This window comes from Streptomyces cinerochromogenes (assembly GCF_014648635.1).
In the GTDB taxonomy this organism is placed as follows: Bacteria; Actinomycetota; Actinomycetes; order Streptomycetales; family Streptomycetaceae; genus Streptomyces; species Streptomyces cinerochromogenes.
Genome location: NZ_BMRM01000002.1, coordinates 17,939 through 42,049, shown reverse-complemented (window position 1 = coordinate 42,049; position 24,111 = coordinate 17,939). Strand labels below are relative to the sequence as shown.

Here is a 24,111-nt window from a genome sequence, read left to right as displayed (position 1 = left end):
GAGCGGGGCTCTAAAATTTGAGTTACTTAACGGTAATTAGCGTCAGTATCACTGCGTCTTTGGAGCGTGAGAGACCGTGGCCGGATCGGCTGACTTCGACCTGTACCGCCCGTCCGAGGAGCACGACATGCTCCGGGACGCCGTCCGTTCGCTGGTCGAGGCGAAGATCGCGCCGTACGCCGCGGCGGTGGACGAGGAGGCGCGCTTCCCGCAGGAGGCCCTCGACGCCCTGGTCGCCAACGACCTGCACGCCGTGCACGTCCCGGAGGAGTACGGCGGCGCCGGCGCCGACGCGCTCGCCACGGTCATCGTGATCGAGGAGGTCGCCCGCGCCTGCGTCTCCTCCTCCCTCATCCCCGCGGTGAACAAGCTCGGCTCGCTCCCGGTGATCCTCTCCGGCGGCGAGGAGCTGAAGAAGAAGTACCTGACCCCGCTCGCCAAGGGCGACGTGATGTTCTCGTACTGCCTCTCCGAGCCGGAGGCGGGCTCGGACGCGGCCGGCATGAAGACCAAGGCCGTCCGCGACGGCGACCACTGGGTGCTCAACGGCGTGAAGCGCTGGATCACCAACGCGGGCGTCTCCGAGTACTACACGGTCATGGCGGTCACGGACCCCTCGAAGCGCTCGAAGGGCATCTCCGCCTTCGTCGTCGAGAAGTCGGACGAGGGCGTCTCCTTCGGCGCCCCGGAGAAGAAGCTCGGCATCAAGGGCTCCCCGACCCGCGAGGTCTACTTCGACAACGTCCGCATCCCCGCCGACCGCATGATCGGCGAGGAGGGCACCGGCTTCATGACGGCCATGAAGACCCTGGACCACACCCGCATCACCATCGCCGCGCAGGCCCTCGGCTGCGCCCAGGGCGCCCTCGACTACGCCAAGGGCTACGTCCAGGAGCGCAAGCAGTTCGGCAAGCCGATCGCCGACTTCCAGGGCATCCAGTTCATGCTCGCCGACATGTCGATGAAGATCTCGGCGGCCCGTGCCCTCACCTACCAGGCCGCCGCCGCCTCCGAGCGCGGCGACGCCGACCTCACCTACCTGGGTGCCGCCGCCAAGTGCTTCGCCTCGGACGTCGCCATGGAGGTCACCACCGACGCCGTCCAGCTCCTCGGCGGCTACGGCTACACCCGCGACTACCCGGTGGAGCGCATGATGCGTGACGCCAAGATCACCCAGATCTACGAGGGCACCAACCAGGTCCAGCGGATCGTGATGGCAAGGAACCTTCCCTAGCAGGGTTTTTGCAGGTCAGAAGCTGTTTCGAACGTCTGGAAGGGCCCCCTCGGCCACTGACCTGTACAAACAACACAGCCCCCGGCGTGCTGCCGGGGGCTGTTGTCGTACGCGGATCAGGCGACCTCCGTCGCCTCCGGGGCCGCCGGGCCGCCTCAGTCGAAAGTGACGGTGTTGCTCAGGGCGATGGGGCCCTCGCCCGACCTGTTCCACGCCGAGATCATGACGACGTAGTCGCCCGGAGGCATCTTCGGGAGGATGGTGATGTCCGAGGTTCCGGAGACGCTGAAGCTCCGAGTGATCCCCAGTGGCGCGGCCTTGTCCCACATGTACACGGCGTACGCGGTGATGCCGTCGCTGTGCTCTCCGGTGGGCGGGTCCCAGGTCAGCACACCGCCGTTGGGGCCGGCGGTGGCCTTCACGTTCCTGGGATACCCGGGTGTGGTCGGGCGGGCGGTGCCGTGCGTGATGTCCGACCAGTCCGACCGGACGGTGTCCCCGGAGGCCGCGCGCACCCGCAGTTCATAGGTGTGGCCCTCGTGGATCTGGCCGTAGTACTGGCGGCTCATGTCCCACCGGTTGGCCGCGGGGCGGGCCCAGTTCCACGCCCCGTCCGGGTCGGCGGTGGTGTCGCGCCACTGCACCTCGTAACCGTGCGCGCCGAACACCTTGTCCCAGGTGAGCGTGACACCCTGCCGGGTGCCGTCGAAGGTGACGTTGGCCGGGGTGTCGAGGAACCGCTCGGCGACGTCGACGGGGTCGCCGGGCGGTGCGGTGCCGATGCCGAACGCGTCGTGCAGCGTCGTGGCGAAGGCGCGCGCGATGCGGTACTCCCCGAGGTCGTTGGGGTGCAGTCCGTCGTACGTGGTGGCGCAGGAGGTGGCGGAGGGGTCGCAGCCCATCGCCTTGTCGAGGTCGGCGAGGACCGCCGGCGAGGCGTCGGTGCTCCACTCCTTCACCTTCGCGGCGAGCGCGTCGTCGTAGGCGCGGGTCCGCTCCCCGAGTTTCGGATTGGCGCTGCCCAGGGTGGTGCGCTGGGGCACGTTGGCCAGGACCAGCCGTACGCGGGGGTTGGCCTTGCGGGCGTTGTCGATGAACTTCTGCATCGTCCCGGTCAGGTCGGCGCCGGCGCCGAGCCACCCGATGTCGTTGAAGCCGAGTTCGACGAGGAGGGTGTCCGGGAGCTTCCCTCCGGCTTTCAGGTCCTCCATGACCGAGGTGATGGTCGGGACGTCCTGTTCCAGTCGCCGGCCCCACATCGCGTAGTGATCGGCGCCGCTCTTGAGGAAGGCGGGGCTGACGTCCCGCGCGTAGGCGCCGTCCCAGGTCCCGGGCGCGTCCCCCGTCGGCGGTTTGTCCTCGGCCGGGGGAGGCGGCTCGGGTGCGTGGGGTTCGTCGGGTGTCGCGGTTCCGTGCAGCGGCCCGACGAACTCGGTCTTCCAGCTCTGCGCACGGGCCCACTGCCACAGGCGGTAGCGCCAGGTGTGGTCGCCCTCGAAACCGTTGCTGATCGAGTCGCCGACCACCATCACGTGCTGGGGGGAGCCGCTCGTGTTCCCGTCCGAGGGCTTCGAGGAGTCGACGCCGGTGCCGTCCGCCACCATGTCGACGGGGTTCACCAGGACGTCCCCCGGACCGACGATGGTGCCGTCCTTCCACGACCTGGTCAGCTCGGCCGCGTAGCCGTTGGTCATGATCTTGTAGCCGTCCGCGTCGGGCACCCCGTCGGCGGACTCCCCGGTGTCCACGTGTCCGGCGTCGCCGCCGAAGTCGAGCGGCACCCGCCGGATCCGGTGGCCCGCCCGGAGCCTGGAGGCGATGACCGCGTTCGCCCGCGAGACGTAGGAGTCGGTGCCGGTGTACATCTCGTCCCGGACGGCCGCCGTCCTGGACGGGACCGGGTCGCCGACCAGCACGGTGGTGTTGGGCAGGACGATGTGGACCTGGTCGAGCAACGCGCCCAGCTGGTCCGCCTCCTGCCCGGCCGTCGGCCCGTCGCCCTTCGCCAGGTCGTTGGCGACGTCGATCTGCAGCAGTACGACGTTGGGCTTGTACGTGCGCAGGTCGCCGGCCAGGTGCCGGCGCAGCTCCTCGACGCTCTTGCCGGGGAACGCCTCTTCCTGGTTGTCGTCGTCCGCGACGTTCCCCCGGCTCACGGCGCCCACGTAGTCGAAGGTGGACGTGCTCGCGTCCGCCGCCCTCGCAGAACGGGCCGTCCGGGGCCAGAACTGCCGGCATCCGTCGCTGTAGGACTGCACCACACACCGGTCCAGCGGGTCGCGCATACCCGCGTAGTGGAAGGGGTCCTGCGCGACGTTGTGACCGTCGACCGCGTAACCGCCGACCGGCATCGTGGCCAACTGCGGTCCGCCGTTGTCCTGCCGTGCGGCCATGGGGACGACGTACACCGGATTGTGGTCGGAGCCGCCCTGGTTCGGCTGCACGCGCGGCTCGAAGCTGCCGCGCGGGGTGGTCGTCACGACGTAGTCGAGTTCCCGTTGCTCCCCGTCCGGGCTGCGGTGGGTGGGCCGGCCGCTGGCCAGGACGCGCGGGGGGAGGCCGTCCGGGGTCGTGATGAGGCCGTAGTCCTGGCGGCCGATCAGAGTGTCGGGCCTGGTGTTGAAGTCCGCGCCCACCGTCCAGTTGCGCCGCCGATCGTCGCGCTCGACGGCCTCTCCGATGCGGTCGAGCATGGTGACGGCGTCGCCGCCGCCGCCGCTCAGCGCGTGGTAGCTGAAGTACCAGTCATCGCCCAGCCGGATGCCGACGGCGGGTCGGCCGGGGGCCCCGCCGAGCGGGTTGTCCACCACCATGGCCGCGTCCACCGGTGTCCGCGACATCACGATGGTGTTCACCCGGCCGCCCGGCGCCTGCGGGTTGTTCGGGTCATTGGTCTGAAGGAAGACCATGTACCACTCGGAGGGCCGTTGGCTCGAGTGCCATTCGGCGTACGTGACCCGCGTGTCGTTCCCGATACCCGGCGGATTGGGAAGGACCTGGGCGCCGTTGGGGACGCCCGCGCCCACCTCCTGCAGCATGACGACGTCGGCCGGGGCGTCGGTGAGGATGCCCGGGAGGTAGTCGGTCCACAGGTTCCTGCCCTGTGTGCTCGCTCCCTGCATGTTCCAGGTCAGGAAGGGGGTCTCGGCAGGAGGAGCCGCATCGGCCCGGCCGGCGGCCAGGACGGTGAACGGTGCCACCAGGAGGGCGATCAGCAGCGCCTGGACGATGCCGAGGGACAAGGATCGGACACGCGGTCCTTGCGGCCCCGGCCGGCCGGGCGGTCGGTCCGGTAACGCCGGATCCGCCAGGTCTGCCGTGCGGGGAACGGTGTGTGCGGCCATCGGGGGAACCCGTCTCCACTCTGTCGTAAACATGCCATACGTGCAGCGGCCCACAATGCCATGCCCATGCCGTTGTCTCCCGAGTTCAGCGCGCTGCTCCTCCGCCACGGGACCGCTGGTCCGGAAGGCCGTAGGCCGAAGTGCGGGGTGGGCGGTGCGGACGTAGGACGGAAGCACACGGGTCCGTCCCGGGCCCCCGCCTCCGAGGAGGAGCCATGACCCAGTCCGGAATGATGCCCGCCCTGACCCAGCAGATGCAGGACTGCATCGACGCCTGCATGAACTGCCACAACATGTGCGAGGAGACCATGAGCTCCTGCATGCAGCAGGGCGGCCAGGCGCAGATGCAGGTCATGCGCGCGCTCATGGACTGCTCCGAGACGACCCGCATGTGCGCCGACATGATGATGCGGCGCTCCCCCATGGCCGGCGAGATGTGCGCGGTCTGCGCGCGGGCCTGTGACCTGTGCGCCGAGGCGTGTATGTCCATGCCGGACGACCAGCAGATGATGCGCTGTGCCGAGGCGTGTCGCCGCTGCGCGGAGACCTGCCGGGCGATGGCGGGCGCCAGCATGTGAGCCCACCGCGACACGGCCGAGGGCACCCCGCAAGGTGCCCTCGGCCCGGTGCGCGCGACGGTGTCAGTTGCCGGAGACGGTGACCTTCTCGTCCTTGTTCAGCTCGTCCACCAGCGTCTTCACCTTCGCCTTGTCCCAGACGAGGTTGCCGCCCACGGAGCCGGAGATCGGCATGTTCATCGACGTGCCGTCACCGCCGCTGACGCCCTTCATCGCCCAGAACATCGAGGCCAGGTCCCACAGCGACATGTCCTTGTCGACGATCAGCGAGTCCAGGCCCGCGCCCACGGTCGGGTAGAACTTGAAGGGGTTCAGCACCGTCGACGGCGTGGCCACCTGGTGGGCCAGCGCGGCCAGGAACTTCTGCTGGTTCTTGGTGCGCTGCAGGTCGGACGCGGCGAACGCGTGCCGGGTACGGACGAAGGCGAGCGCCTGCTGCCCGTTCAGGGTCTGCTTGCCGGCCTTGAAGTCGGCGCCGGACCACTTGTCCTTGAAGCCCTTGTCGATGGTGATGTCGACGCCGCCGACCGCGTCCACGATGTTCGCGAAGCCCTGGAAGCCGATCTCCACGTAGTGGTCGATGTGCAGTCCGGTGTTGGCCTCGATCGTGCGGACCAGCAGCGTCGGCCCGTCCTCGGCGTAGGTCGCGTTCAGCTTCGCGTGCCGGCCCTGCGCCGGGTAGGTCTTCCCGGAGGTCGAGCCCTGGTACGACGGCACCACCACGTCCGAGTCGCGCGGCAGCGAGATCAGCGTGTCGCCGTTGTCGCCGACGTGCAGGATCATCATCGAGTCCGTGCGCTTGCCCTCGGCGCCGCCGGTGTGCAGCTTCTTCTCGTCCTGCTTGGACATGCCCTCACGGCTGTCCGAGCCGACGATCAGGTAGTTCGTGCCCTCGCCCGCCTCCGGCCGGTCGATGACCTTGGACAGGTCCACCTCGCGGCGCAGCTTGGAGTCGGCCCAGAAGTAGGTCGCGACCGAGGTGACGACCAGCAGGGTCGCCAGCGTGATCGCCGTCCACTTGATCCGGCGCCGCCAGTTCGGCGCGGGCCGCGGTGCCCGGGTGGGCGCACCCGCGGTACCGCCCGGGCCGCGGCCGCCGGAGCCGCCGTAGACCTGGCCCGTGTTGTAGCCGCTGTCGTAGTCGCCGTAGCCGGCGCCTTCCTCGTGCCCCCGGCCGTCGACGTACGACGGCTGCTGCGGCACGCCGGCCCCGTACGGCGGCGCCGCCGGGCCGGGGTCGCCGTACGCCGAGCGCGGTCCGGGCGGTACCGCCGGGCCGCGCCGCACCTGACGCATCACGCGGGCACCCTCCGGCTGCGCGCCGGCACTGCCGCGTCCGTAGCGCGGGCCGCGGTTGTCGTCGGACCATCCCTCGGGCCAGTCATTCATGCGCCCCAGTGTGCAGGGCGCCGCCACGGGCTCGACAAGGGATGTCGGAAAATCAGGGCCCTGCTGTTGCGAACCCGACATAAATTCCGCGAATGCGCCGTCGGCATAAGGTGGAGGGCATGACAGACCAGGCCACGGACAGGGATCCGGACATGGAGCCGGACATCCCGGGCAAGCCCACGTCCGCCTCGCGCACCACCCTCAGCCACATCATGACCCACGCCGACACCAACCTGCTGGGGACGGTGCACGGCGGAGTGATCATGAAACTCGTCGACGACGCGGCGGGCGCGGTGGCCGGCCGGCACTCCGGCGGCCCCGCCGTCACCGCGTCCATGGACGAGATGGCGTTCCTGGAGCCGGTCCGCGTCGGTGACCTGGTCCACGTCAAGGCGCAGGTGAACTGGACCGGCCGGACCTCCATGGAGATCGGGGTCCGGGTCCTCGCCGAGCGCTGGAACGAGTCCGCCCCGGCCACCCAGGTCGGCTCGGCCTACCTGGTCTTCGCGGCCGTCGACGCCGACGGCAAGCCGCGCCGCGTGCCGCCGGTCGTCCCCGAGACCGACCGCGACCGCCGCCGCTACCAGGAGGCCCAGATCCGCCGCACCCACCGCCTGGCCCGCCGCCGGGCGATCAGGGAACTGCGGGAGAAGAGGGCGGCTGAGGGTTTCGAGGACTAGGGCCTCTCCCTCGGACGGGCCCCCGAGGCGCTCAGCACACCACCTCGTTGCCCCGCACCACGCTGTTCTCCGGCTGCGCCGGATCCTCGAACCGCACCTTCCGTACGTTCTTGAAGTCCGCGCCCGCCGTCACCTTCAGCAGCGGCCCCTGCCCCGGCACCGCCCGCAGCTCGCTGCCCGGCAGGGCCGCCGCCAGGGAACGGGCGGAGCGGTCCCAGCGGGGGTCGTAGAAGATCACCGTGCGCGGCACATGGGTGGGCGCGGTCACCGGCCGGCGGGTGGTGGCGAAGCCGGTCGCCGCGAGCGCCGCGTCGACCCGCTTGGCCAGCCCGACCGTGCCGGTGCCGTTCGCCACCTGGACCCGGATGGTGTCCGGGGCCACCTCCACCGGCACCGGGGCCCGCGCCGGATCGCGGTGCGGCCGGTCCACGCTGAGCGGCTTGTCGTCGCGCAGCGAGCGGAACAGCTGCTCCGCCTTGGCCGGGTCCCACTTCAGGGTCGAGCCGATGCCCTTGACCTGGAAGTTCATCTGCCCGATGGGGACGGTGGTGAACTCGGACGAGGACGGCGCGAAGTTCCGCATCGCCCGGCCGAGGTCGAGCAGCTCGTCGGTGCCGAAGCCCGCGTCGGCCCGGACCGAGCCGAGCACCGCCCGGGTCACGTCCCGGAACCGCATCGGGTTCAGCAGCACCCCGGAGGAGGTCGCCTTGTCGAGCAGCGAGGCCAGGAACCGCTGCTGCCGCTTCATCCGGCCCAGGTCGCTGGCGCCGTCGAGGTGCCGGGCGCGCACGTACTGGAGCGCCTGCCCGCCCCGCAGGGTGTACGTGCCCGGAGCGAGGTCGAGCCCGGTGTACCTGTCCTTCAGCGGCGTCGGCGTGCACACCCTGACCCCGCCGAGCACGTCCACGGTCCGCATGAAGCTGGTGAAGTCGACCTCCAGGTAGTGGTCGATCTTCACGTGGGTCATGTTCTCGACCGTGCGGATGGTCAGCTGGGGGCCGCCCTCGGCGTAGGCAGCGTTGAGCTTGACCGGGTGCGGGCCGTGCCGCCGCCCGGAGTTCTGGTCGACGTGCGCGGGCACCTCGGCGTAGGAGTCGCGCGGCAGGCTCACCACGGTGGCCCGCTCCCGGTCCTCCGAGACGTGCACGATCATCATGGTGTCGGTGCAGTGGCAGGGCTGCCCGCCCAGCCGGTAGGCGCGCCGGTCCTGCTCGCTGAGCTTGTCGCGGCCGTCGGTGCCGACCAGCAGCAGGTTCATGCCGTGGCCGGCCTGCGGCCGGTTCTTCATGTCCTTGAAGGCGTCGATCCGGGCGATGCCCGCGTCCAGACTGGTGACGACCGCGTGCCCGATCCCGGCGGAGGCGAGCACCACCACCGACAGCGTGGTGACCGCCCGCATGGCCCAGCGCGGCCGCCGCGGCGGGCGGACGGACCGCACCGGCCGCTCGGGCGGGTGCGGCACCCGGCGGGGCGGCTGCGGGCGGCGCCGCTGCCTGGGGGCGCCTGCCGCGCTCGTGCCAGTGGGGGAGGGGGACCGGGGCGGGCTGGGCAAGGAGGACACCTCCGGACGAGGCCGTACGTGGGATCCGTGAGCACAGTAGGCCGATACGATCTCCAGCCCGCGCCGCAGGCCCGGCGGCGCGCATCCGTGTCCCCCGTTCGCGGTAACGTGAGGCCCCTATGAACGCCAAGCCCGACGTGCGGCTCCCCGCCGTGTCAGTGATCATGCCCGTCCTCAACGAGGAGCGGCATCTGCGCGGGGCCGTCGAAGCGATCCTCGCGCAGGAGTACGCCGGCGAGATGGAGGTCGTGATCGCCCTCGGTCCGTCCACGGACCGCACGGACGAGATCGCGGCCCAGCTCGTGGCGGAAGACGCGCGCGTGCACACCGTCCCGAACCCGACCGGCCGCACCCCGGCCGCGCTGAACGCGGCGATCAAGGCGTCCCGGCACCCGATCGTGGTCCGGGTCGACGGCCACGGCATGCTCTCGCCGAACTACATCGCGACCGCCGTGCGCCTCCTGGAGGAGACCGGCGCCCAGAACGTCGGCGGCATCATGCACGCCGAGGGCGAGAACGACTGGGAGCACGCGGTCGCCGCCGCGATGACCTCGAAGATCGGCGTCGGCAACGCGGCCTTCCACACCGGTGGCCAGGCCGGCCCCGCCGAGACGGTCTACCTGGGTGTCTTCCGCCGTGAGGCGCTGGAGCAGCAGGGCGGCTACAACGAGGAGTTCATCCGCGCCCAGGACTGGGAGCTGAACTTCCGGATCCGCGAGGCGGGCGGGCTCATCTGGTTCTCGCCCGAGCTCAGGGTGTCGTACCGGCCGCGGCCGTCGGTGCGGGCGCTGGCCAAGCAGTACAAGGACTACGGCCGCTGGCGGCACGTCGTCGCCCGCTACCACTCCGGCTCCATCAACCTGCGCTACCTCGCCCCGCCGACGGCGGTGTGCGCGATAGCGGCGGGCCTGGTCGTCGGCGCGGCGCTGACCCCGTGGGGCCTCGTGGTCCCGGCCGGCTACCTGGCCGCGATCGCCGCGGGCTCCGTCCCGGCCGGCAAGGGGCTGCCCCTGAAGGCCCGGCTGCAGATCCCGGTGGCCCTCGCCACCATGCACATGTCCTGGGGCTGGGGCTTCCTGACCAGCCCGAAGTCCCTGGCGAGGAAGGTCATCGCCTCCCGGCGGCCCGCGGTCCTCGACCCCGTCTGACGCGACCGCGAAGGACCCTGGACCACCCTGAACCACTCTGGACCACCCAGGGCTCCGGACCACGAAGGGCCCCTCCCCGGACCGGGGAGGGGCCCTTCGCGTACGCGGGTTTCGTCAGTGCCACTGGTAGGGCTTGTACACGTCCATGCAGTCCGCCTTGTCCGAGGCGTTGACGGCGTCGGTGCCCTCGGGCAGGTCGCCCGCCTTCGGCTCGGACTGCTTGGGGTAGGCGCTGCCCGTGCGCCAGTCCGCGCCCACGACGACCGTGACCCCCGACACGTCGGTCGACTTCTGCACCTGGCTCATCGGGATGCCCAGCGCCTTCGCGACGGCCTGCGCGTCACCCTCGAGGTCCGCGCTCGGGTACCGCACCACCGTCTTGTCCTCGGCGAGGCTCCCCGAGGCGTCCGCCTGCGCCCGGGCGTAGCCCTTGCCCACCAGCTCCTGGCCGATCGCCGACGCCCGCTGCCGCACCGCGGGCTCGGTGGAGGTCCGGGTGGCGTTCTGCACCAGCACCCCGAGCCGGGCCGCGTCGAGCGAGGGCTTCTTCGCGGACTTGTCCTTGCCCGCGTCCTTCTTCCCGTCGGACTTCCCGCCGTTCTTGTCGAACGGCACGTCGTCCCGGAGCATCTGCCACACCCGGTCGGCCTTGGCCTTGTCCGGTACGACGTGGTTGTCGGGGTCGTTCGGGTCCGGGACGTTGGGCATCGTCAGGCTCGTCACACGGTCCGTCGGCACGGACTTCATCTCCATGCCCAGGTCGTACAGCTTCTTGACCGTGCCGATCTCCTCGGAGACCTTCAGGGACTTGGTGGCCGCCTCGGCCAGGTCCGTCAGCCGGCCGGTGTCGGTGAACACGCTCTGCTTCTTCAGCGTGCGGATCATCGAGTTCAGGTACATGTGCTGGGCGCGGGCCCGCATCAGGTCGCTGCCCCAGGCGTGCCGGGTGCGCAGCCACTGCAGGGCCTGCTCGCCCTTGACCTTGTGCGGTCCCTCCGTCAGCTTCAGGCCGGAGCCGCCGCGCTGACTGGGCGTGGAGTGGTCCCAGACGTTCTGCTTCACGCACACCTCGACACCGCCGATGGCGTCCGCCATCCGCACCACACCCGCGAAGTCGATCGTCATCCAGTGGTCGATGTAGACCCCGGTGAGGTCCTCCCAGGTGAGCAGCGTGCAGCCGGCCCCGCCGCGGGCGAGGGTGACATTGATGATGTCGGTCGTCTCGGGGTAGACCTTGCCGTTCTCGGGGTCCTTGCACTCGGGGATGTGCACCCGGGTGTCCCGCGGGATGCTGACCATGGAGGCGCTCTTGCGGTCCGCGGAGAGGTGGATGAGCATCTGCACGTCCCCGAGCGGCGGGTCGCCGACGTGGTCCCTGCTGCCGCCGAGCTTCAGGTTCTCCTTGGAGTTCCGGCTGTCGGAGCCGATCAGCAGGATGTTGAGCGGTGTCTGGCCGGCCGCGTTGGGCGCCGTACGGTGGGCCTTGGAATCGTCGCCGTTGGCGCGCTTGCCCTTCTGGATGTTGCTGTTGAGATGCTGGTAGTACAGGTATCCGGCGCCCGCGGTGCCGAGTATCACCACCGCCAGCACGGTCGCCGACCAGCGCAGCACGCGCCGTCTGCGCCGCCGTCTGTCGACTTTGGGACCGCCGGCCCGCCGCCCGCCCGCGCCGCCGCGCCCGCGCCGTCCGGAACGTGCCGGCGTGTCCGTGGTCTTCGGCGTGAGCGACATCGTGTCCTCGACCGCCGGAGCCTCCCCGCGCACCTCGCTCTGCGCCAAACTCCCTGCCCTCCCCACCCTTGCGCCAAGCAACGGGCCCGTCCCGCGTCGGGTTAGACGCACGACGGGCCCCTTGGGTTACCTACGAGGCGCACTTCACCTTGTCTGCCGTGGACTTGTCGACGTCCGGAGCCTTGGCCGACGGCGTGAGGGAGACCCCCGCACCCTTGAAGTCCTTGCCCAGGGTCAGCGTCATCGCCGGCAGTCCCTGGGCGTTGGTCACGCTCTTGCCCGGTTTCAGCGCGGCCCCGGACAGGCCCATGATCGCAGCCAGCCGGCGCGCCTGGGCCGCCTGGTCGGGCGCGTACTCCAGCGTGGTCCTGCTCGACGGGGCGGGTGCGTTGCCGTCGTTCTCCGACTTGGTCACGCCCTCGTCGTTCTGCAGCCAGCTCAGCACCGCCTGCGCGCTGCCGGGCGCGGCCCCGCCGTTGAGGATGCGCACCCGCACCTCGGAGGCGGGCGCCTTGGTGCCCTTGAGGCGGGCGGCCTGGGCGTTCTTCTCCGCCTTCTGCTTCTTCTTCACGTCGGTGAAGGAGACGTCGTTCTTGATGGCGTCGAACACCGCCGGGGCCTTCGACTCGTTGAGGACGACGGTGGACTTGACCTTCTCCGCCGGGTTGTCCACCACCGGCACCGTGGTGAAGGTGAGGTTCTTCGGGTTGAGCTTGCCCAGCTCCAGACCGAGGTCCTTCAGCTTGCCGATGCTGTCCAGCTTGTCGTCCACGGTGAGGGCCTTGGTGCCCGCCTCCGCCAGCTTCAGCATCTTCGTCGGGCTGGTGAGCGTGGCGTTGCCCTTCAGCTTGCGCATCAGCGCGCCGAGGAACTGCTGCTGGAGCCCGATGCGGCTCAGGTCGCCGCCGAAGCCGACGGAGTGCCGGGTGCGCACGAACGCCAGCGCCTGCTCGCCGGAGATCTTGTGGGTGCCCTTGCCCAGCTTCAGGTGGGAGTCCGGGTCGTCGATGTCCTTGGCCAGGCACACGTCGACGCCGTCGACCGCCTCGGTCAGCGTCTTGACCGCGTTGAAGTCCGCCACCATGAAGTCGTCCGGCTTGATCCCGGTCAGCTCGGTCACCGTGCGCATGGTGCAGCTCGGCGTACGGTCGTCCTGCCCGAGGCTCGTGTTGAAGCGGACGCCCTCGGAGCCCGGGATGACCTTCTGGCTGCCGTCTTCCTGCTGGGTCGGGCAGTCCGGGATGTTCACGATCAGGTCACGCGGGATGCTCAGCGCGGTCGCGTTGGACCGGTCCTTGGAGACGTGCAGCAGGATCGTGGTGTCGGCGTGGCCGACGCTGCCCGAGTCGCCGTAGCCCTCGTTGCCCTTGCCGGTGCGCTTGTCCGTGCCGATCAGCAGGATGTTGATCGCCTCGTCCTTGCTGAAGCCGCCGGTGCCGGCGCCGTCGTCGGACACGGACGTGATGTTGTCGTTCAGGTGCTTGATGTAGAGGTAGCCGGCGGCCGTCACGGCGACCAGGACGAAGGCCATGGAGCCGCCGGTCCACAGCAGGACCTTCTTCGCCGTCGACTTCTTCTTCACCGGCCGCCGGGACGCGCGCCGCCCCTGGGGTGCCTCGGGCTCGGCGGCCCGGCGGCGGGCCGAGCGCGGGGCCGGCACCTCGGCGTCGCGCGCGCGGGACGACTGCCGGGTCTCCCCGGCCGGCCGCCGCGTACGCCCGCCCGTCGCACCACCGTCCCGGGAGGTCGGTCTGCGCGGTCCGGGAACCGGCGACTGCGCTGCGGAAGGGCTCAGTCGCAGTTCGTATTCGCCGGTGTTCGGATTGAGTACCCACTGGTCTGCGGGGTCGATGTTGTCCGCCCGCCCACGGCCTTGCGCGTCCACGGTTGTCCGAATCCTCCGTCGGGGCCACGCGGCGCCTTCCCCCTACAAGGCGCTCGGGTCTCGGTGAATCAGTGCACAGCCCCGACAAAGTCCGTCGGACCTCGCGGCCAGGTGCACCGGATCGCTCACACTATCCGCCCAGTTCAGCGTCGAGCGACGCCGGTGACAAATTCCACCTGCCTACAACCGGGCAATCCCCCTCATTTTCTGAACGGAAGTTCTCCCTTTACGCCGCGCGCTCACTCACAAGTCTGTTCGGCGGCGGTGTTCCCGCGGAACGTGGGCGCGGGCGAGGGGCCGTCCGGGCCGCCCGACCCTGTGTCCGCACCGGGAACCTTCTGTGAATTCTCCGGGCTCACCCTCACCGGCTGGTCGTTCCGCAGCCGTGCGAACAGCTTCTCGGCCTCCGGCTCCACCAGTTGGTCACGGTTGGCGTCGTAGACGTACGACTCCCTCGGCACGGTCAGGAACCGGGTCTGTTCGGTGGGGATGTCACGCAGCCCTCGCACCAACTGGTACAAACCGCGCAGACTGGCAAGTTCCGGGTCGGTGGTCAGCGCGGAGGTCGCCGCGTCCAGCACCGGGTACAGCTTCACCGGGTTCAGCAGGACGTCGTTGCTCTGCACCTTGTTGACGAGCGCGCCGAGGAAGCGCTGCTGCCGCTCCATCCGCTCGGTGTCGCTGCCGTTCCCGAGCGACTTGCGGGCCCGTACGAACCCGAGCGCCTGCTCCCCGTCGAGCGTGACCTTCCCCGCGGGCAGCCGCAGCTTCGCCGCCTCGTCGTCGATGGGCTCCTTCAGGCACACCTCGACGCCGTCGACGGCGTCCACCATCTCCTTGAACCCGTGGAAGTCCACGACCATGTGATGGTCCACGCGGATGCCGGTCAGCTTCTCGACGGTCCGGATCGTGCACGCCGAACCGCCCACCTGGAAGGCGTGGTTGAACATCGCGAACACCGGGTCGCTGCGCCTGCCGTCCGCCTGCCGGCAGCCCGGGATGTCCACCATCAGGTCCCGGGGCAGCGAGACGGCCGTGGCACTGTGCCGGTCGGCGGCCAGGTGCAGCAGGATCGTGGTGTCCGACCGCTCGCTGCCGAGGTCCCTGCCGTACTTGGAGTTGCCGTCCCCGGCCCGCGTGTCGGACCCGATCAGCAGGATGTTCTGCGCGTCCTTCACCAGCGCGGTGGGCCGCTCCCGCTCGTACCGGGCGAGTTCGGCGGCAGCGGCGTCGTCCGCGGTGATGTTGGCGCTGAGCTTGGCGTACACGGCCCAGCCGGCCCCGGCGGCCGCGACCAGGAGGACGGCGGCCCCCAGCGAGCCGCCGTGCAGCCAACGCCGCCGGCGACGCCGTGCCAGCCCGTCGCCGGTGGCCGAGGCCCCCGCTCCCGGACCGGGACCGAGGGGCCTGCCTGCGGTGTCGGTCACGGTGGGGCCATCCCCTCATGGCGTACGAACGTCGCGTCCTGCACTTACGACGATGGCGGGGGAGGGGGGCCGGGAGCGCCCTTTGTTACTCCGAACGGGGGACCGGTGTCCGTGGCGTCGGGCTTACCGTCGTACCGCCGTCACCCTCTCGCTCTCGATCCGCTGGGCGAGGCCGTCCTCGTCCAGCCGGTCCAGATTCCGGCACAGCACCACGGAGCCCCCCACGGCCAGCGGCGAGAACAACCCCGCGCTCAGCCCCTCCCAGGTGTCGTACGGCAGTCCGGACAGCAGCCTCGGCCCGGGCCCCGTCAGATCCAGCGAACCCGCCTGCGCGGAGGCCCGCTCCACGACCTCCGCCCCGCTGAACTCCCGTCCCTCGACGACGAGCGCCGGCTCCTGAGGGTCCACCGGCGCGAACGGGGCGAACCGGTCGCCCTGCCCCGGCACCTCCACGGCGTAGTCGAGGAAGCCCTCCGGCGTCTGCGGGAACCGGCCGCCCAGCGGCCGCAGCGCCAGCGCCACGCGCTCGCCCCGGCAGGCGCGCGCGGCGTCCAGCGTGTCCGGCCCGCTCACCACGACGTCGGCCGCCGCGGGATCCCCGGCGACGTCCGCGACCGCGCCCACCGAGGAGCAGGCCAGCAGCCACACCGCCGTGTGCCAGTGCGCGGGCAGCAGCAGCGCGACCCGGTCGCCGGGGCCGGCGGAGAGGTCGCCCTGGAGCAGGTTCGCGGTCTTGGCCACCCAATTGGCGAAGGTGGCCACGGACAGTTCGACGCGTTCGCCCGTGGCGTCGTCGTAGAAGGTCACCAGCGGGCGGCCGGGGTCGGCGGCGAGCGCGGAAGTCAGCAGGTCGGCGGGGGTGCGATCGGTGGCGTTCACCCGGCACAGGGTACGCGCGGGCGGGCGCGCGCGGCGGGCGGTGGTGCCACCGGTTCGGCGGAACGCTGCCCGACACACCGTCAGTTCCTTGATGGACATGTATGTATGACTATGTCCAAGATCAGGCACATGCGTGGATTCCTCACCTCCTGCCCCGGCGTCTCCCCGCTCGCCGCCTGCTCGATCGGTGTCGCCCTCGCCACGGCCGTCGCGCTCGCCCCGGCCGGGCCCGCCGTCGCCGGTACGCCGGCCGGGTCCGCTGTCGCCGGCATGCCGGCCGGGTCCGTGACGGCCGGGTCCGCGGTCCCCGGGAGCACCCGGTCGCTGCCGCTCGCGCCTGTCTCCCGGGAGGGCGCGCCCGGCGCGGTCCCGGAACAGGGCCTGCACCGCACCGGCCTCGCGCGGTTCGCACTGGTCGGCGTGGTCTGGGACGACCCGGCCACCGAGCTGCACGGCCGGGTGCAGGTGCGCACCCGGTCCGTGGCGACGGGGGAGTGGTCCGGCTGGCAGGACGTCGAGACGCACAACGCCGACCACGGCGCCGAGACGGCTACGGCGGAACGCTCCTCCGGGCGGGTGCACGGCGGGACCGCGCCGCTGTGGGTGGGCGACTCGGACGGCGTGGACGTACGGGTGCGCGCGGACGGCACCGGGGAGGCGCGAGGGATGCGAGGGGCGAGTGCGGGCGGGCCGCGGTCCGCGCTCCGGTCCGCGCTGCCGTCGGGGTTGCGGCTGGAACTCGTGGACCCCGGTGAGGGTACGGGGGAGACGGGGGGAACGGAGCAGACCTCGGAGGTGAAGGGCGTGCGGGACGCGGGGGAGGCGGTGCCCGGGAACCTGCCGGCCGACGACCCGCCCCGCACCGCCCTCGACACCGAGGCCGCGCTCGCCGCCTCGGCCGCCAACGCCGACATCACCGACTTCGGCTCCTACGCGATCCCCGAACTGGACCGGCAGGCCACCGAACGCGAGCTGGCCCGGCTCCAGGTCCCCGGACTCCAGGACCCGGCGCGGGCGAAGCCGTACATCGGACCGCGTCCGCGGATCGTCACGCGCCGCGGCTGGGGCGCGGACGAGTCACTGCGCGAGCGCGGGTTCGTCTACACGAAGGCGATCAAGGCGGCCTTCGTCCACCACACCGCCACGGGCAACACGTACACCTGCGCCCAGGCCCCGTCCGTCATCCGCAGCATCTACCGCTACCACGTCAAGAGCATGGGCTGGCGGGACATCGGCTACAACTTCCTCGTGGACAAGTGCGGAACCCTCTACGAGGGCCGGGCCGGGGGCGTCGCCAAGGCGGTGCTCGGCGCGCACACCCTCGGGTTCAACACGAACAGCATGGGCATCGCCGTGATCGGCACGTACACCACGACCGAGCCGGCGGGCAGCGCGGTGACGGCCGTGGCCCGGCTCACCGCGTGGAAGCTTGGGCTCTATGGGGTCAATCCGCGCGGAAAGACATATCTCACGTCGGGCGGTGGCAATCTCTACCCCAAGGGGAAGAGCGTACGACTGAACGTGATCTCCGGCCATCGGGACGGGTTCGCCACCGAGTGCCCCGGCAAGCGGCTCTACGCCAAGCTCGGCACCGCCCGTTCCAGCGCGGCGGCGTACCAGGGGCGCTGAGGCCGAAAGTCCGCGTCCACCGCCGTCGGAGGGACGGGCGGGCGCGGCGGCCCGGCGGACACCGCGCGTCGATCTCGCGGGACACCGCGCGGCCGTCGAGGGCGTCGTCGCACGGTCTGCATACACTGACCGGCCGAAAAGAGTGCGACGAACCGTTCGGCCGGTCCCGGCAGGAAGCAGAGACGACAGGTGACAGAAGCGATCCTCCTGGTCGGCGGCAAAGGAACCCGGCTGCGACCGCTCACGGTGCACACGCCGAAGCCGATGGTCCCGGCCGCAGGGGTGCCGTTCCTCACCCATCAGCTGGCCCGGGCGCGGGCGGCGGGCGTCGAGCACATCGTCCTCGCGACCAGCTATCTGGCCGAGGTCTTCGAGCCGTACTTCGGTGACGGTTCCGGGCTGGGCCTGCACATCGAGTACGTGACGGAGGAGGAGCCCCTCGGCACGGGCGGGGCCATCCGCAACGTCGCCTCCCGGCTGCGCTCCGGTCCCGACGACCCGGTGCTGATCTTCAACGGCGACATCCTGACCGGGCTGGACATCAGGGCCCTGGTGGACACCCACGAGTCGACGGGCGCCGATGTCTCGCTCCACCTGACGAAGGTGACGGACCCGCGCGCCTACGGCCTCGTCCCCACCGACGAGACCGGCCGCGTCCTCGCCTTCCTGGAGAAGCCGCAGACGCCGGAGGAGATCGTCACCGACCAGATCAACGCGGGCGCGTACGTCTTCAGACGCTCGCTGATCGACATGATCCCGGCCGGCCGTCCCGTCTCCGTGGAGCGGGAGACCTTCCCCGGCCTGCTGGCCGCCGGCGCGCATCTGCAGGGCATGGTCGACTCCACCTACTGGCTGGACCTCGGCACCCCGGCCGCCTTCGTCCGCGGCTCGGCCGACCTGGTCCTCGGCCGCGCGCCGTCCCCGGCGGTACCGGGCCGCTGCGGCGACCGCCTCATCCTTCCCTCGGCCACGGTGGCGCCGGACGCCAAGGTGACGGGCGGCACGGTGGTGGGAGAGGGCGCGTTCGTGGCGGAGGGTGCGCGGATCTACGGCTCCACCATCCTCCCCGGCGCCGTCATCGAACCCGGCGCCGTCATCACCGATTCCCTCATCGGCACCCGGGCCCGCGTCGGCGAACGCTCCGTCCTCACCGGCACGGTCATCGGGGACGGTGCGGTCGTGGGCGCCGACAACGAACTCCTCCAGGGGGCCCGGGTCTGGTGCGACGCCCGCATCCCGGCGGGAGCGGTGCGCTTCTCTTCCGACCAGTAGCCGGGGGCTTCGCCCCCACCCCCCATCGCCCCGTCCGCCTTGCCGGGCCCGTCAGCCGTCCGCGGCGCGTCGTGGGTTGCTCGCGCAGTTCCCCGCGCCCCTTCGGGGCGCTGACGGCAGCGGAGCAGCCCGCACCTCACAGCAACCCGATGTCCACCCGCCGCATCTTCGGCGCCCGCCGCGCCGGCACGGACCCGCTCAGCAGGATCAGCCGAGCCGCCCGATGCCGCTGCCCGGCGTACGGCTCCAGCAGCCGCAGCATCTCCGCGTCGTCGGCGTCCCGGTCCCCCGCCAGCGCCCAGCCCACGATCCCCGGCAGATGCAGGTCCCCGACGGTCACCGCGTCCGCCGCCCCGTGACTGCGCTGCACCACTTCCGCCGACGTCCACGGCCCCACCCCCGGCACGACCTCCAACCGCGCCCGAGCCTCGGCCGCCGGCATCCCCACCCCCTGCTCCAGCCGCGCGGCGACCCGCACGGCCCGCAGGATCGTCGACGCCCGCTTGTCGTCCACCCCGGCCCGATGCCACTCCCAGGACGGAATCAGCGCCCAGGTCCGCGCCGCCGGCATCACCCACATCGCCCGCTCGCCCACCCCCGCGGGCCCCGGTGCCGGCTCCCCGAACCTCCGAACGAGCCGCCGCCACGCCCGGTACGCCTCGTCGGTGGTGACCTTCTGCTCCAGCACGGACGGAATCAGCGACTCCAGCACCAGTCCGGTCCGGGTCAGCCTGAGCCCCGGCCGCCGGTGCCGCGCCAGCGCCACGACCCGGTGCCGTGGGACGAACGCGTCGGGCTCGTCGGCGGCACCGAGCAGCTCCGGCAACTGCTCCAGCAGCCACTCCGCCCCCGGCCCCCACGCCTCACCGAGCACCTCACCGCCGTAGGCCCGCACTCGCAGCGTCCCCGGCCCGGCGGGCGTGCGGCAGGCCCGCCACACGGATCCGTCGGCCGTGGCCCGGAACGTCGGGTCGGCGGGCCCGCGCCGCAGCGGGCCGAGGGTCAGCCCGAGGTCCAGCGGCCCGTCCGGCACCCACCGCCGCACCCGCGCGGGCGCCGAGGCCTGCCGCGGTATCCCCCCGGCGGCCCCCGCGGGCACGGCGACGTGCCCGCCGCGCACGGTCGTACGCGTGGGCCGCTGGGGGAAACGTCCTGCCACGAATGAGTCCTACGCGATGAGTCCTGCGCGAATGAGCCCCAGGGGTACCGGTGCCGCCCTACGAGACTAGGCGGTGTCCGGTGTGTTTCACCCCGCCCGGTGTTGCCCGGTGTGCTTCACCGCACCTCGACGAACGCCCCCGCATCCCGCTCGGCCCGCGGCCTCGGCTCCTCGGCCGGACGGCCGACCGCCACCGCGCCCATCGGGTCCCAGTCCGCCGGCAGCTCCAGCACCTCGCGCACCACGTCCCGGCAGAACATCGTGGACGACACCCACGCCGAGCCCAGCCGCTCCCCGGCCAGCGCGACCAGCAGGTTCTGCACGCCCGCGCCCATGGCGACCACGAACATCTCCCGCTCGGCGCCGTCCCGCCGGGCGTCCCCGTAGGTGTGCGAGCCGTCCATGACGAGGCACGGCACGATCAGGTACGGCGCGTTGCGCAGCACGTCACCGCGCCGGACCCGCTTCGCGACGGACTCCTCGCTCTTGCCGTCCCGGCGCAGGTCGGCGATCCAGGCGTCCCGCATCGCGTCGAGCAGCCGTGTCCGCGACTCCTCCGACTCCAGCAGCACGAACCGCCAGGGCGTGGTGTGGTGCGGCGCGGGCGCGGTGACCGCGGCGGCCACCGCTCGGCGGACCGCGCCGGGGTCCACGGGGTCGTCGGTGAACGCCCGCACGGTGCGGCGCTGGGTCACCGCCTCCCGCACCGCCTCGGAGGTGCCGAGCCGGAACATGTCGTCCTGCGCGGTGCGCACCAGTGCCCGGGCGCCCTCCCCTTCCTCGTCGGCCACCACGTGGGGCAGTCCGCGCACCACGGCCACCGGCCGGCCCTCCGCCTTGCCCTTGACCAGGTCACCGGCGGCGGCCAGCTCGTCCGCCGTGGCGACGACGGTCGCGCTGAGCGGATTGCCGTACGCGTCCGTGCCCCCGCGCAGGTCGTCCAGCACGCGCACCCCGGCGGCGCCGATCGCCACGTCGGTGAGCCCGGAGCGCCAGGGCCGCCCGAAGGTGTCGGTGACGACGACCCCGACCTCGACGCCGAGGGTGTCGCGCAGCCCGGCCCGGATCGCGCGCGCGGACGCGTCCGGATCCTCGGGCAGCAACAGCACCGTCCCGGCGGGGGTGTTGGAGGCGTCGACGCCGGCGGCGGCCATGACCAGACCCTGCCGGTTCTCCACGATCCGCAGCGTGCCGCGCCGGGCCACCACGCGGACCGTCTCCGCGTCGATCGCGGCCTCCCGGTCGGCCGCCTGCACGATCCGGCCCTCCGCCTTGGAGACGATCTTCGAGGTGACGATCAGCACGTCCCCGTCGGCCAGGCCCGGCTCGGCCGCGGCGATCAGCTTGGCGATGTCGTCGCCCGGCTGCACCTCCGGGATGCCGGACAGGGCCCAGACCCGGTACCCGGGCCGCTCGGCCGTCCCTGCGGACGCCGTGTCGCTCACGCCCCCCGCACCTCCTCGGCCAGCGCCAGCGCCTCCCGTGCCATCTGCGCGGTCGCGTCCAGGTCGGTCATCATCAGCGGTACGGCCCGGCAGCGGATGCCGTCCGACTCGACCCGCTCGACCGCGCCCGCGTCGACGGTGTCGACCAGCCAGCCGTCCAGCAGCCCCGAGCCGTAGTGCTCGGCGACCGCGGCGGCCGTGGACTCCACGCCCACGGCGGCGAGCACCTTGTCGGCCATGCCGCGCACGGGCGCGTCCCCGACGATCGGGGAGAGGCCGACCACCGGCACGCCCGCGTCGGCGATGGCCTCGCGGATGCCGGGCACGGCGAGGATGGTGCCGATGGACACGACCGGGTTGGACGGCGGGAAGAGGATGACGTCCGCCCCGGCGATGGCCTCCAGCACGCCCGGGGCCGGCTTGGCCTGCTCGGCGCCGACCGGGACGATCGCCTCCGCCGGGACGGAGGCGCGCAGCCTCACCCAGTACTCCTGGAAGTGGATCGCCTTGCGCTCACCGTCCAGGTCGACGGCCACGTGCGTCTCGACACGGTCGTCGGACATCGGGATCAGCCGCACGCCCGGCTTCCAGCGGTCGCACAGCGCCTCGGTGACCGCGCTCAGCGGATAGCCGGCGCCCAGCATCTGCGTCCGCACGATGTGCGTGGCGAAATCCCGGTCCCCCAGCCCGAACCACTCCGGGCCCACGCCGTAGGCCGCCAGCTCCTCCTTGAGGTGGAAGGTCTCGTCGCTCCGTCCCCAGCCCTGCTCCTCGTTGATGCCGCCGCCCAGCGTGTACATCACCGTGTCGAGGTCCGGGCAGACCTTCAGCCCGAAGAGGTGGATGTCGTCGCCGGTGTTGCCGATGACCGTGATGTCCGCGTCCGGCACGGCCCGCTTCAGACCGCGCAGGAACCGGGCACCACCGATGCCGCCTGCCAGAACCACAATGCGCATGGGCCCAGTCTTGCAGGCGGGTCCGACAACGCGTCAGACGACCACCGGACGCGCTTCGCAGTGCGGGGAGGCGTGCATGGGCATCTGGGTCAGCCCGGGGTGGTACACGTGCAGGCTGACCGCCGGCTCCAGCGCGTCGTTCACCACCTCGTGGACGTAGCCCGGCGCGAACACCCGCTGCGCGCCCGCCGCCAGCGCGCGCGTGCCGCGCCCGGTGCGCTCGGTGAGGGTGCCCTCCAGGACGGTGAGCACGCCGGACGAGGGCCCGTGGTCGTGCAGCCCGCTGCCCTGACCGGGCACCCAGGACAGCAGCCACACCTCGTACCCGGGGCCGGTGCGCAGCCGGTGGTACCAGCGGGTGGTGGCGTCGTAGCGGACGAGGTGCGCCCACTGGTCGCGGTCGGCGGCGATCGAGCGGGCGAGCCCCACGAACTCGGCGACGGTGGCCGGGTGCTCGCGCGGAGGCTGGAGCAGGTGCGGGACTTCGAGGATGTCGCCGGCGATCTGGAGGTCGTTGTCGCTGTTCATCGGGGGTGGGTGGTCCTCGGTGAAGAGTGGGGGGCTGGAGCTGGGGGGTGTGGAGCCGGGGTGGCGCGTACGGTCCGCCCGGGTCGCGGGCGGGCGGGGTGCCCTGGATGAGGGGTCACGCGGCGGGAGACGCGGCCGAGCCGGGATGGACTCGGGAACAGCCGGAGCGGGCTTGGCTCAACAGCTGGAACAGCAACAACAGCTACAGCGCGCGCGGGCGGCACCGAGGGACCCGGCGGAGCGGGTCGAGGTGGGCGCCAAGTTCGCGAGCATGCCCACTAGGACATCGGTTCACACCCGCACTGTCAACTCGGTGCCCGGTATGTGGGACATGTTTCACCTCATCCGGTTCACCTGGAAGGTGAAAGGTTTGCTCACCGGGGAGCCGGGACACATGGGGCACATCCGAGCGCTTGAGGCTCGCGGAACGGGATCGAACACGGAGGCGTCCTTCTGCGTACAGAGAGTCTGTACGGGGTTGCGGTCGCCCCCGTGGGTCCGGCTGCGTGTCAAGGTTTATGGCGATTTGAACACTTTCCGCACGGCCTTGGTTCCGCAGAGTGAATAACGGACCCAATAGCAGATCTCGGCTTGACTCGCCCGGAGCAGCACACTTGTAATTTCACTCGTGTCGTTCAGCCGACATCGGTAACGGCCAGGCACGGGGACGCGAAAGACAGACGAGGGGCGCACATGACCGAGCTGGTGCAGCAACTGCTGGTCGACGACGCGGACGAGGAACTCGGCTGGCAGGAGCGCGCGCTGTGCGCCCAGACCGACCCCGAGTCCTTCTTCCCCGAAAAGGGCGGCTCCACCAGAGAGGCCAAGAAGGTCTGCCTCGCCTGCGAGGTCCGCTCCGAGTGCCTCGAATACGCCCTCGCCAACGACGAGCGCTTCGGCATCTGGGGCGGCCTGTCCGAGCGCGAACGCCGCCGTCTGAAGAAGGCCGCCGTCTGAAGGCCGGTCCGCAGAGAGCCGCCGTCTGAAGGCCGGTCCGGAGGAGGCCGCCGTCCGACCGGCCGTCCGACCGGCCGCCTGACATACGCACGACCCCGTATGTGAGGCCCCGTATGTGAGGCCCCGTACGTGAGGCCCCGTACGTGAGGCCCCGTACGTGAGGCCCCGTACATAAGACCCGTACGTGCGAGCCCATACGCACGGCCCGATGCGTACGACCCCATACCTCGCGAACAGCCCGTCGTCCGTGGGCCATCCACCGGTGGCGGGCCGTCGTCGCCCGCCCGTCCCCGTACCACCACCCCTCAT

Annotated in this window: 18 protein-coding genes; 7 read left to right on the top strand and 11 right to left on the bottom strand. The window is 71.6% G+C overall.

All coding sequences use genetic code 11. The features are described 5' to 3' along the window. The first annotated feature begins 76 nt into the window (after positions 1-76). Entirely contained in the window at positions 77-1,234 is a 1,158-nt protein-coding gene (locus IEZ20_RS03940; protein ID WP_268253026.1) for an acyl-CoA dehydrogenase, read from the top strand. Between the two features lie 155 nt (positions 1,235-1,389). On the opposite strand, the gene IEZ20_RS03935 is transcribed toward IEZ20_RS03940, so the two are convergent. Beyond that, positions 1,390-4,476, bottom strand: a complete 3,087-nt coding sequence (locus tag IEZ20_RS03935) for a GDSL-type esterase/lipase family protein (RefSeq protein ID WP_189294686.1) — start codon at positions 4,474-4,476, stop codon at positions 1,390-1,392. A 317-nt stretch (positions 4,477-4,793) separates the two neighbouring features. On the opposite strand from IEZ20_RS03935, the gene IEZ20_RS03930 reads away from it, so the two are divergent. Further along, entirely contained in the window at positions 4,794-5,156 is a 363-nt protein-coding gene (locus IEZ20_RS03930) for a four-helix bundle copper-binding protein (RefSeq protein ID WP_189294685.1), read from the top strand. 63 nt (positions 5,157-5,219) lie between these two features. Here the strand turns inward: IEZ20_RS03930 and IEZ20_RS03925 are convergent, their stop codons facing one another. Further along, positions 5,220-6,545, bottom strand: a complete 1,326-nt coding sequence (locus IEZ20_RS03925) for an LCP family protein (protein ID WP_189294684.1) — start codon at positions 6,543-6,545, stop codon at positions 5,220-5,222. Between the two features lie 119 nt (positions 6,546-6,664). On the opposite strand from IEZ20_RS03925, the gene IEZ20_RS03920 reads away from it, so the two are divergent. Next, complete coding sequence (locus IEZ20_RS03920; RefSeq protein ID WP_189294683.1) at positions 6,665-7,225, top strand: acyl-CoA thioesterase; 561 nt, start codon at positions 6,665-6,667, stop codon at positions 7,223-7,225. A gap of 31 nt (positions 7,226-7,256) precedes the next feature. On the opposite strand, the gene IEZ20_RS03915 is transcribed toward IEZ20_RS03920, so the two are convergent. Further along, on the bottom strand, positions 7,257-8,777 hold the full coding sequence (locus IEZ20_RS03915) for an LCP family protein (protein ID WP_444545253.1): 1,521 nt from the start codon (positions 8,775-8,777) through the stop codon (positions 7,257-7,259). Positions 8,778-8,905: 128 nt separating this feature from the next. Here IEZ20_RS03915 and IEZ20_RS03910 point away from each other — a divergent pair, with 128 nt between their 5' ends. After that, complete coding sequence (locus IEZ20_RS03910; RefSeq protein ID WP_189294682.1) at positions 8,906-9,934, top strand: glycosyltransferase family 2 protein; 1,029 nt, start codon at positions 8,906-8,908, stop codon at positions 9,932-9,934. A gap of 114 nt (positions 9,935-10,048) precedes the next feature. Here IEZ20_RS03910 and IEZ20_RS03905 read toward each other — a convergent pair whose 3' ends face one another. The 4 genes from IEZ20_RS03905 to IEZ20_RS03890 all read right to left on the bottom strand — a co-directional run bounded on the left by IEZ20_RS03905 (position 10,049) and on the right by IEZ20_RS03890 (position 15,856). Next, positions 10,049-11,713, bottom strand: a complete 1,665-nt coding sequence (locus IEZ20_RS03905) for an LCP family protein (RefSeq protein ID WP_229895863.1) — start codon at positions 11,711-11,713, stop codon at positions 10,049-10,051. Positions 11,714-11,795: 82 nt separating this feature from the next. Then, entirely contained in the window at positions 11,796-13,550 is a 1,755-nt protein-coding gene (locus tag IEZ20_RS03900; RefSeq protein ID WP_189294681.1) for an LCP family protein, read from the bottom strand. A 239-nt stretch (positions 13,551-13,789) separates the two neighbouring features. Then, positions 13,790-14,977 (bottom strand): LCP family protein, encoded by a 1,188-nt coding sequence (locus IEZ20_RS03895; RefSeq protein ID WP_189294680.1) that lies wholly within the window; start codon positions 14,975-14,977, stop codon positions 13,790-13,792. 123 nt (positions 14,978-15,100) lie between these two features. Beyond that, positions 15,101-15,856, bottom strand: coding sequence for a TIGR03089 family protein (locus IEZ20_RS03890; RefSeq protein ID WP_189294679.1), 756 nt, complete (start codon positions 15,854-15,856; stop codon positions 15,101-15,103). A gap of 111 nt (positions 15,857-15,967) precedes the next feature. On the opposite strand from IEZ20_RS03890, the gene IEZ20_RS03885 reads away from it, so the two are divergent. Both IEZ20_RS03885 and manB read left to right on the top strand, forming a co-directional pair. Then, positions 15,968-17,485, top strand: a complete 1,518-nt coding sequence (locus tag IEZ20_RS03885; RefSeq protein WP_189295314.1) for a peptidoglycan recognition protein family protein — start codon at positions 15,968-15,970, stop codon at positions 17,483-17,485. A gap of 189 nt (positions 17,486-17,674) precedes the next feature. After that, the gene (manB, locus tag IEZ20_RS03880; RefSeq protein ID WP_189294678.1) at positions 17,675-18,757 is read left to right on the top strand and encodes a mannose-1-phosphate guanylyltransferase; all 1,083 of its coding nucleotides are present in this window, start codon (positions 17,675-17,677) and stop codon (positions 18,755-18,757) included. Between the two features lie 136 nt (positions 18,758-18,893). Here manB and IEZ20_RS03875 read toward each other — a convergent pair whose 3' ends face one another. From IEZ20_RS03875 to IEZ20_RS03860, 4 genes are all read right to left on the bottom strand, one after another. Next, on the bottom strand, positions 18,894-19,916 hold the full coding sequence (locus IEZ20_RS03875) for a DNA-3-methyladenine glycosylase family protein (protein ID WP_189294677.1): 1,023 nt from the start codon (positions 19,914-19,916) through the stop codon (positions 18,894-18,896). A 116-nt stretch (positions 19,917-20,032) separates the two neighbouring features. Beyond that, on the bottom strand, positions 20,033-21,361 hold the full coding sequence (locus IEZ20_RS03870) for a coenzyme F420-0:L-glutamate ligase (RefSeq protein WP_189294676.1): 1,329 nt from the start codon (positions 21,359-21,361) through the stop codon (positions 20,033-20,035). After that, entirely contained in the window at positions 21,358-22,317 is a 960-nt protein-coding gene (gene cofD, locus IEZ20_RS03865; RefSeq protein ID WP_189294675.1) for a 2-phospho-L-lactate transferase, read from the bottom strand. The genes IEZ20_RS03870 and cofD overlap by 4 nt, the downstream gene beginning before the upstream one ends. A gap of 33 nt (positions 22,318-22,350) precedes the next feature. Then, a complete protein-coding gene (locus IEZ20_RS03860) occupies positions 22,351-22,845 on the bottom strand; it encodes a cysteine dioxygenase (RefSeq protein WP_189294674.1) in 495 nt (164 codons plus the stop codon). A 693-nt stretch (positions 22,846-23,538) separates the two neighbouring features. Here IEZ20_RS03860 and IEZ20_RS03855 point away from each other — a divergent pair. After that, entirely contained in the window at positions 23,539-23,802 is a 264-nt protein-coding gene (locus IEZ20_RS03855) for a WhiB family transcriptional regulator (RefSeq protein ID WP_003975777.1), read from the top strand. Positions 23,803-24,111: the final 309 nt, after the last annotated feature.

What these genes read in the sequence shown, in the direction of transcription:
- IEZ20_RS03920 (WP_189294683.1), top strand. Translation starts at nt 6,665, where the DNA reads ATGACAGACCAGGCCACGGACAGGGATCCGGACATGGAGCCGGACATC.
- cofD (WP_189294675.1), bottom strand. Translation starts at nt 22,317, where the DNA reads ATGCGCATTGTGGTTCTGGCAGGCGGCATCGGTGGTGCCCGGTTCCTG.
- IEZ20_RS03925 (WP_189294684.1), bottom strand. Translation starts at nt 6,545, where the DNA reads ATGAATGACTGGCCCGAGGGATGGTCCGACGACAACCGCGGCCCGCGC.
- IEZ20_RS03855 (WP_003975777.1), top strand. Translation starts at nt 23,539, where the DNA reads ATGACCGAGCTGGTGCAGCAACTGCTGGTCGACGACGCGGACGAGGAA.
- IEZ20_RS03910 (WP_189294682.1), top strand. Translation starts at nt 8,906, where the DNA reads ATGAACGCCAAGCCCGACGTGCGGCTCCCCGCCGTGTCAGTGATCATG.
- IEZ20_RS03930 (WP_189294685.1), top strand. Translation starts at nt 4,794, where the DNA reads ATGACCCAGTCCGGAATGATGCCCGCCCTGACCCAGCAGATGCAGGAC.
- IEZ20_RS03860 (WP_189294674.1), bottom strand. Translation starts at nt 22,845, where the DNA reads ATGAACAGCGACAACGACCTCCAGATCGCCGGCGACATCCTCGAAGTC.
- IEZ20_RS03885 (WP_189295314.1), top strand. Translation starts at nt 15,968, where the DNA reads ATGTCCAAGATCAGGCACATGCGTGGATTCCTCACCTCCTGCCCCGGC.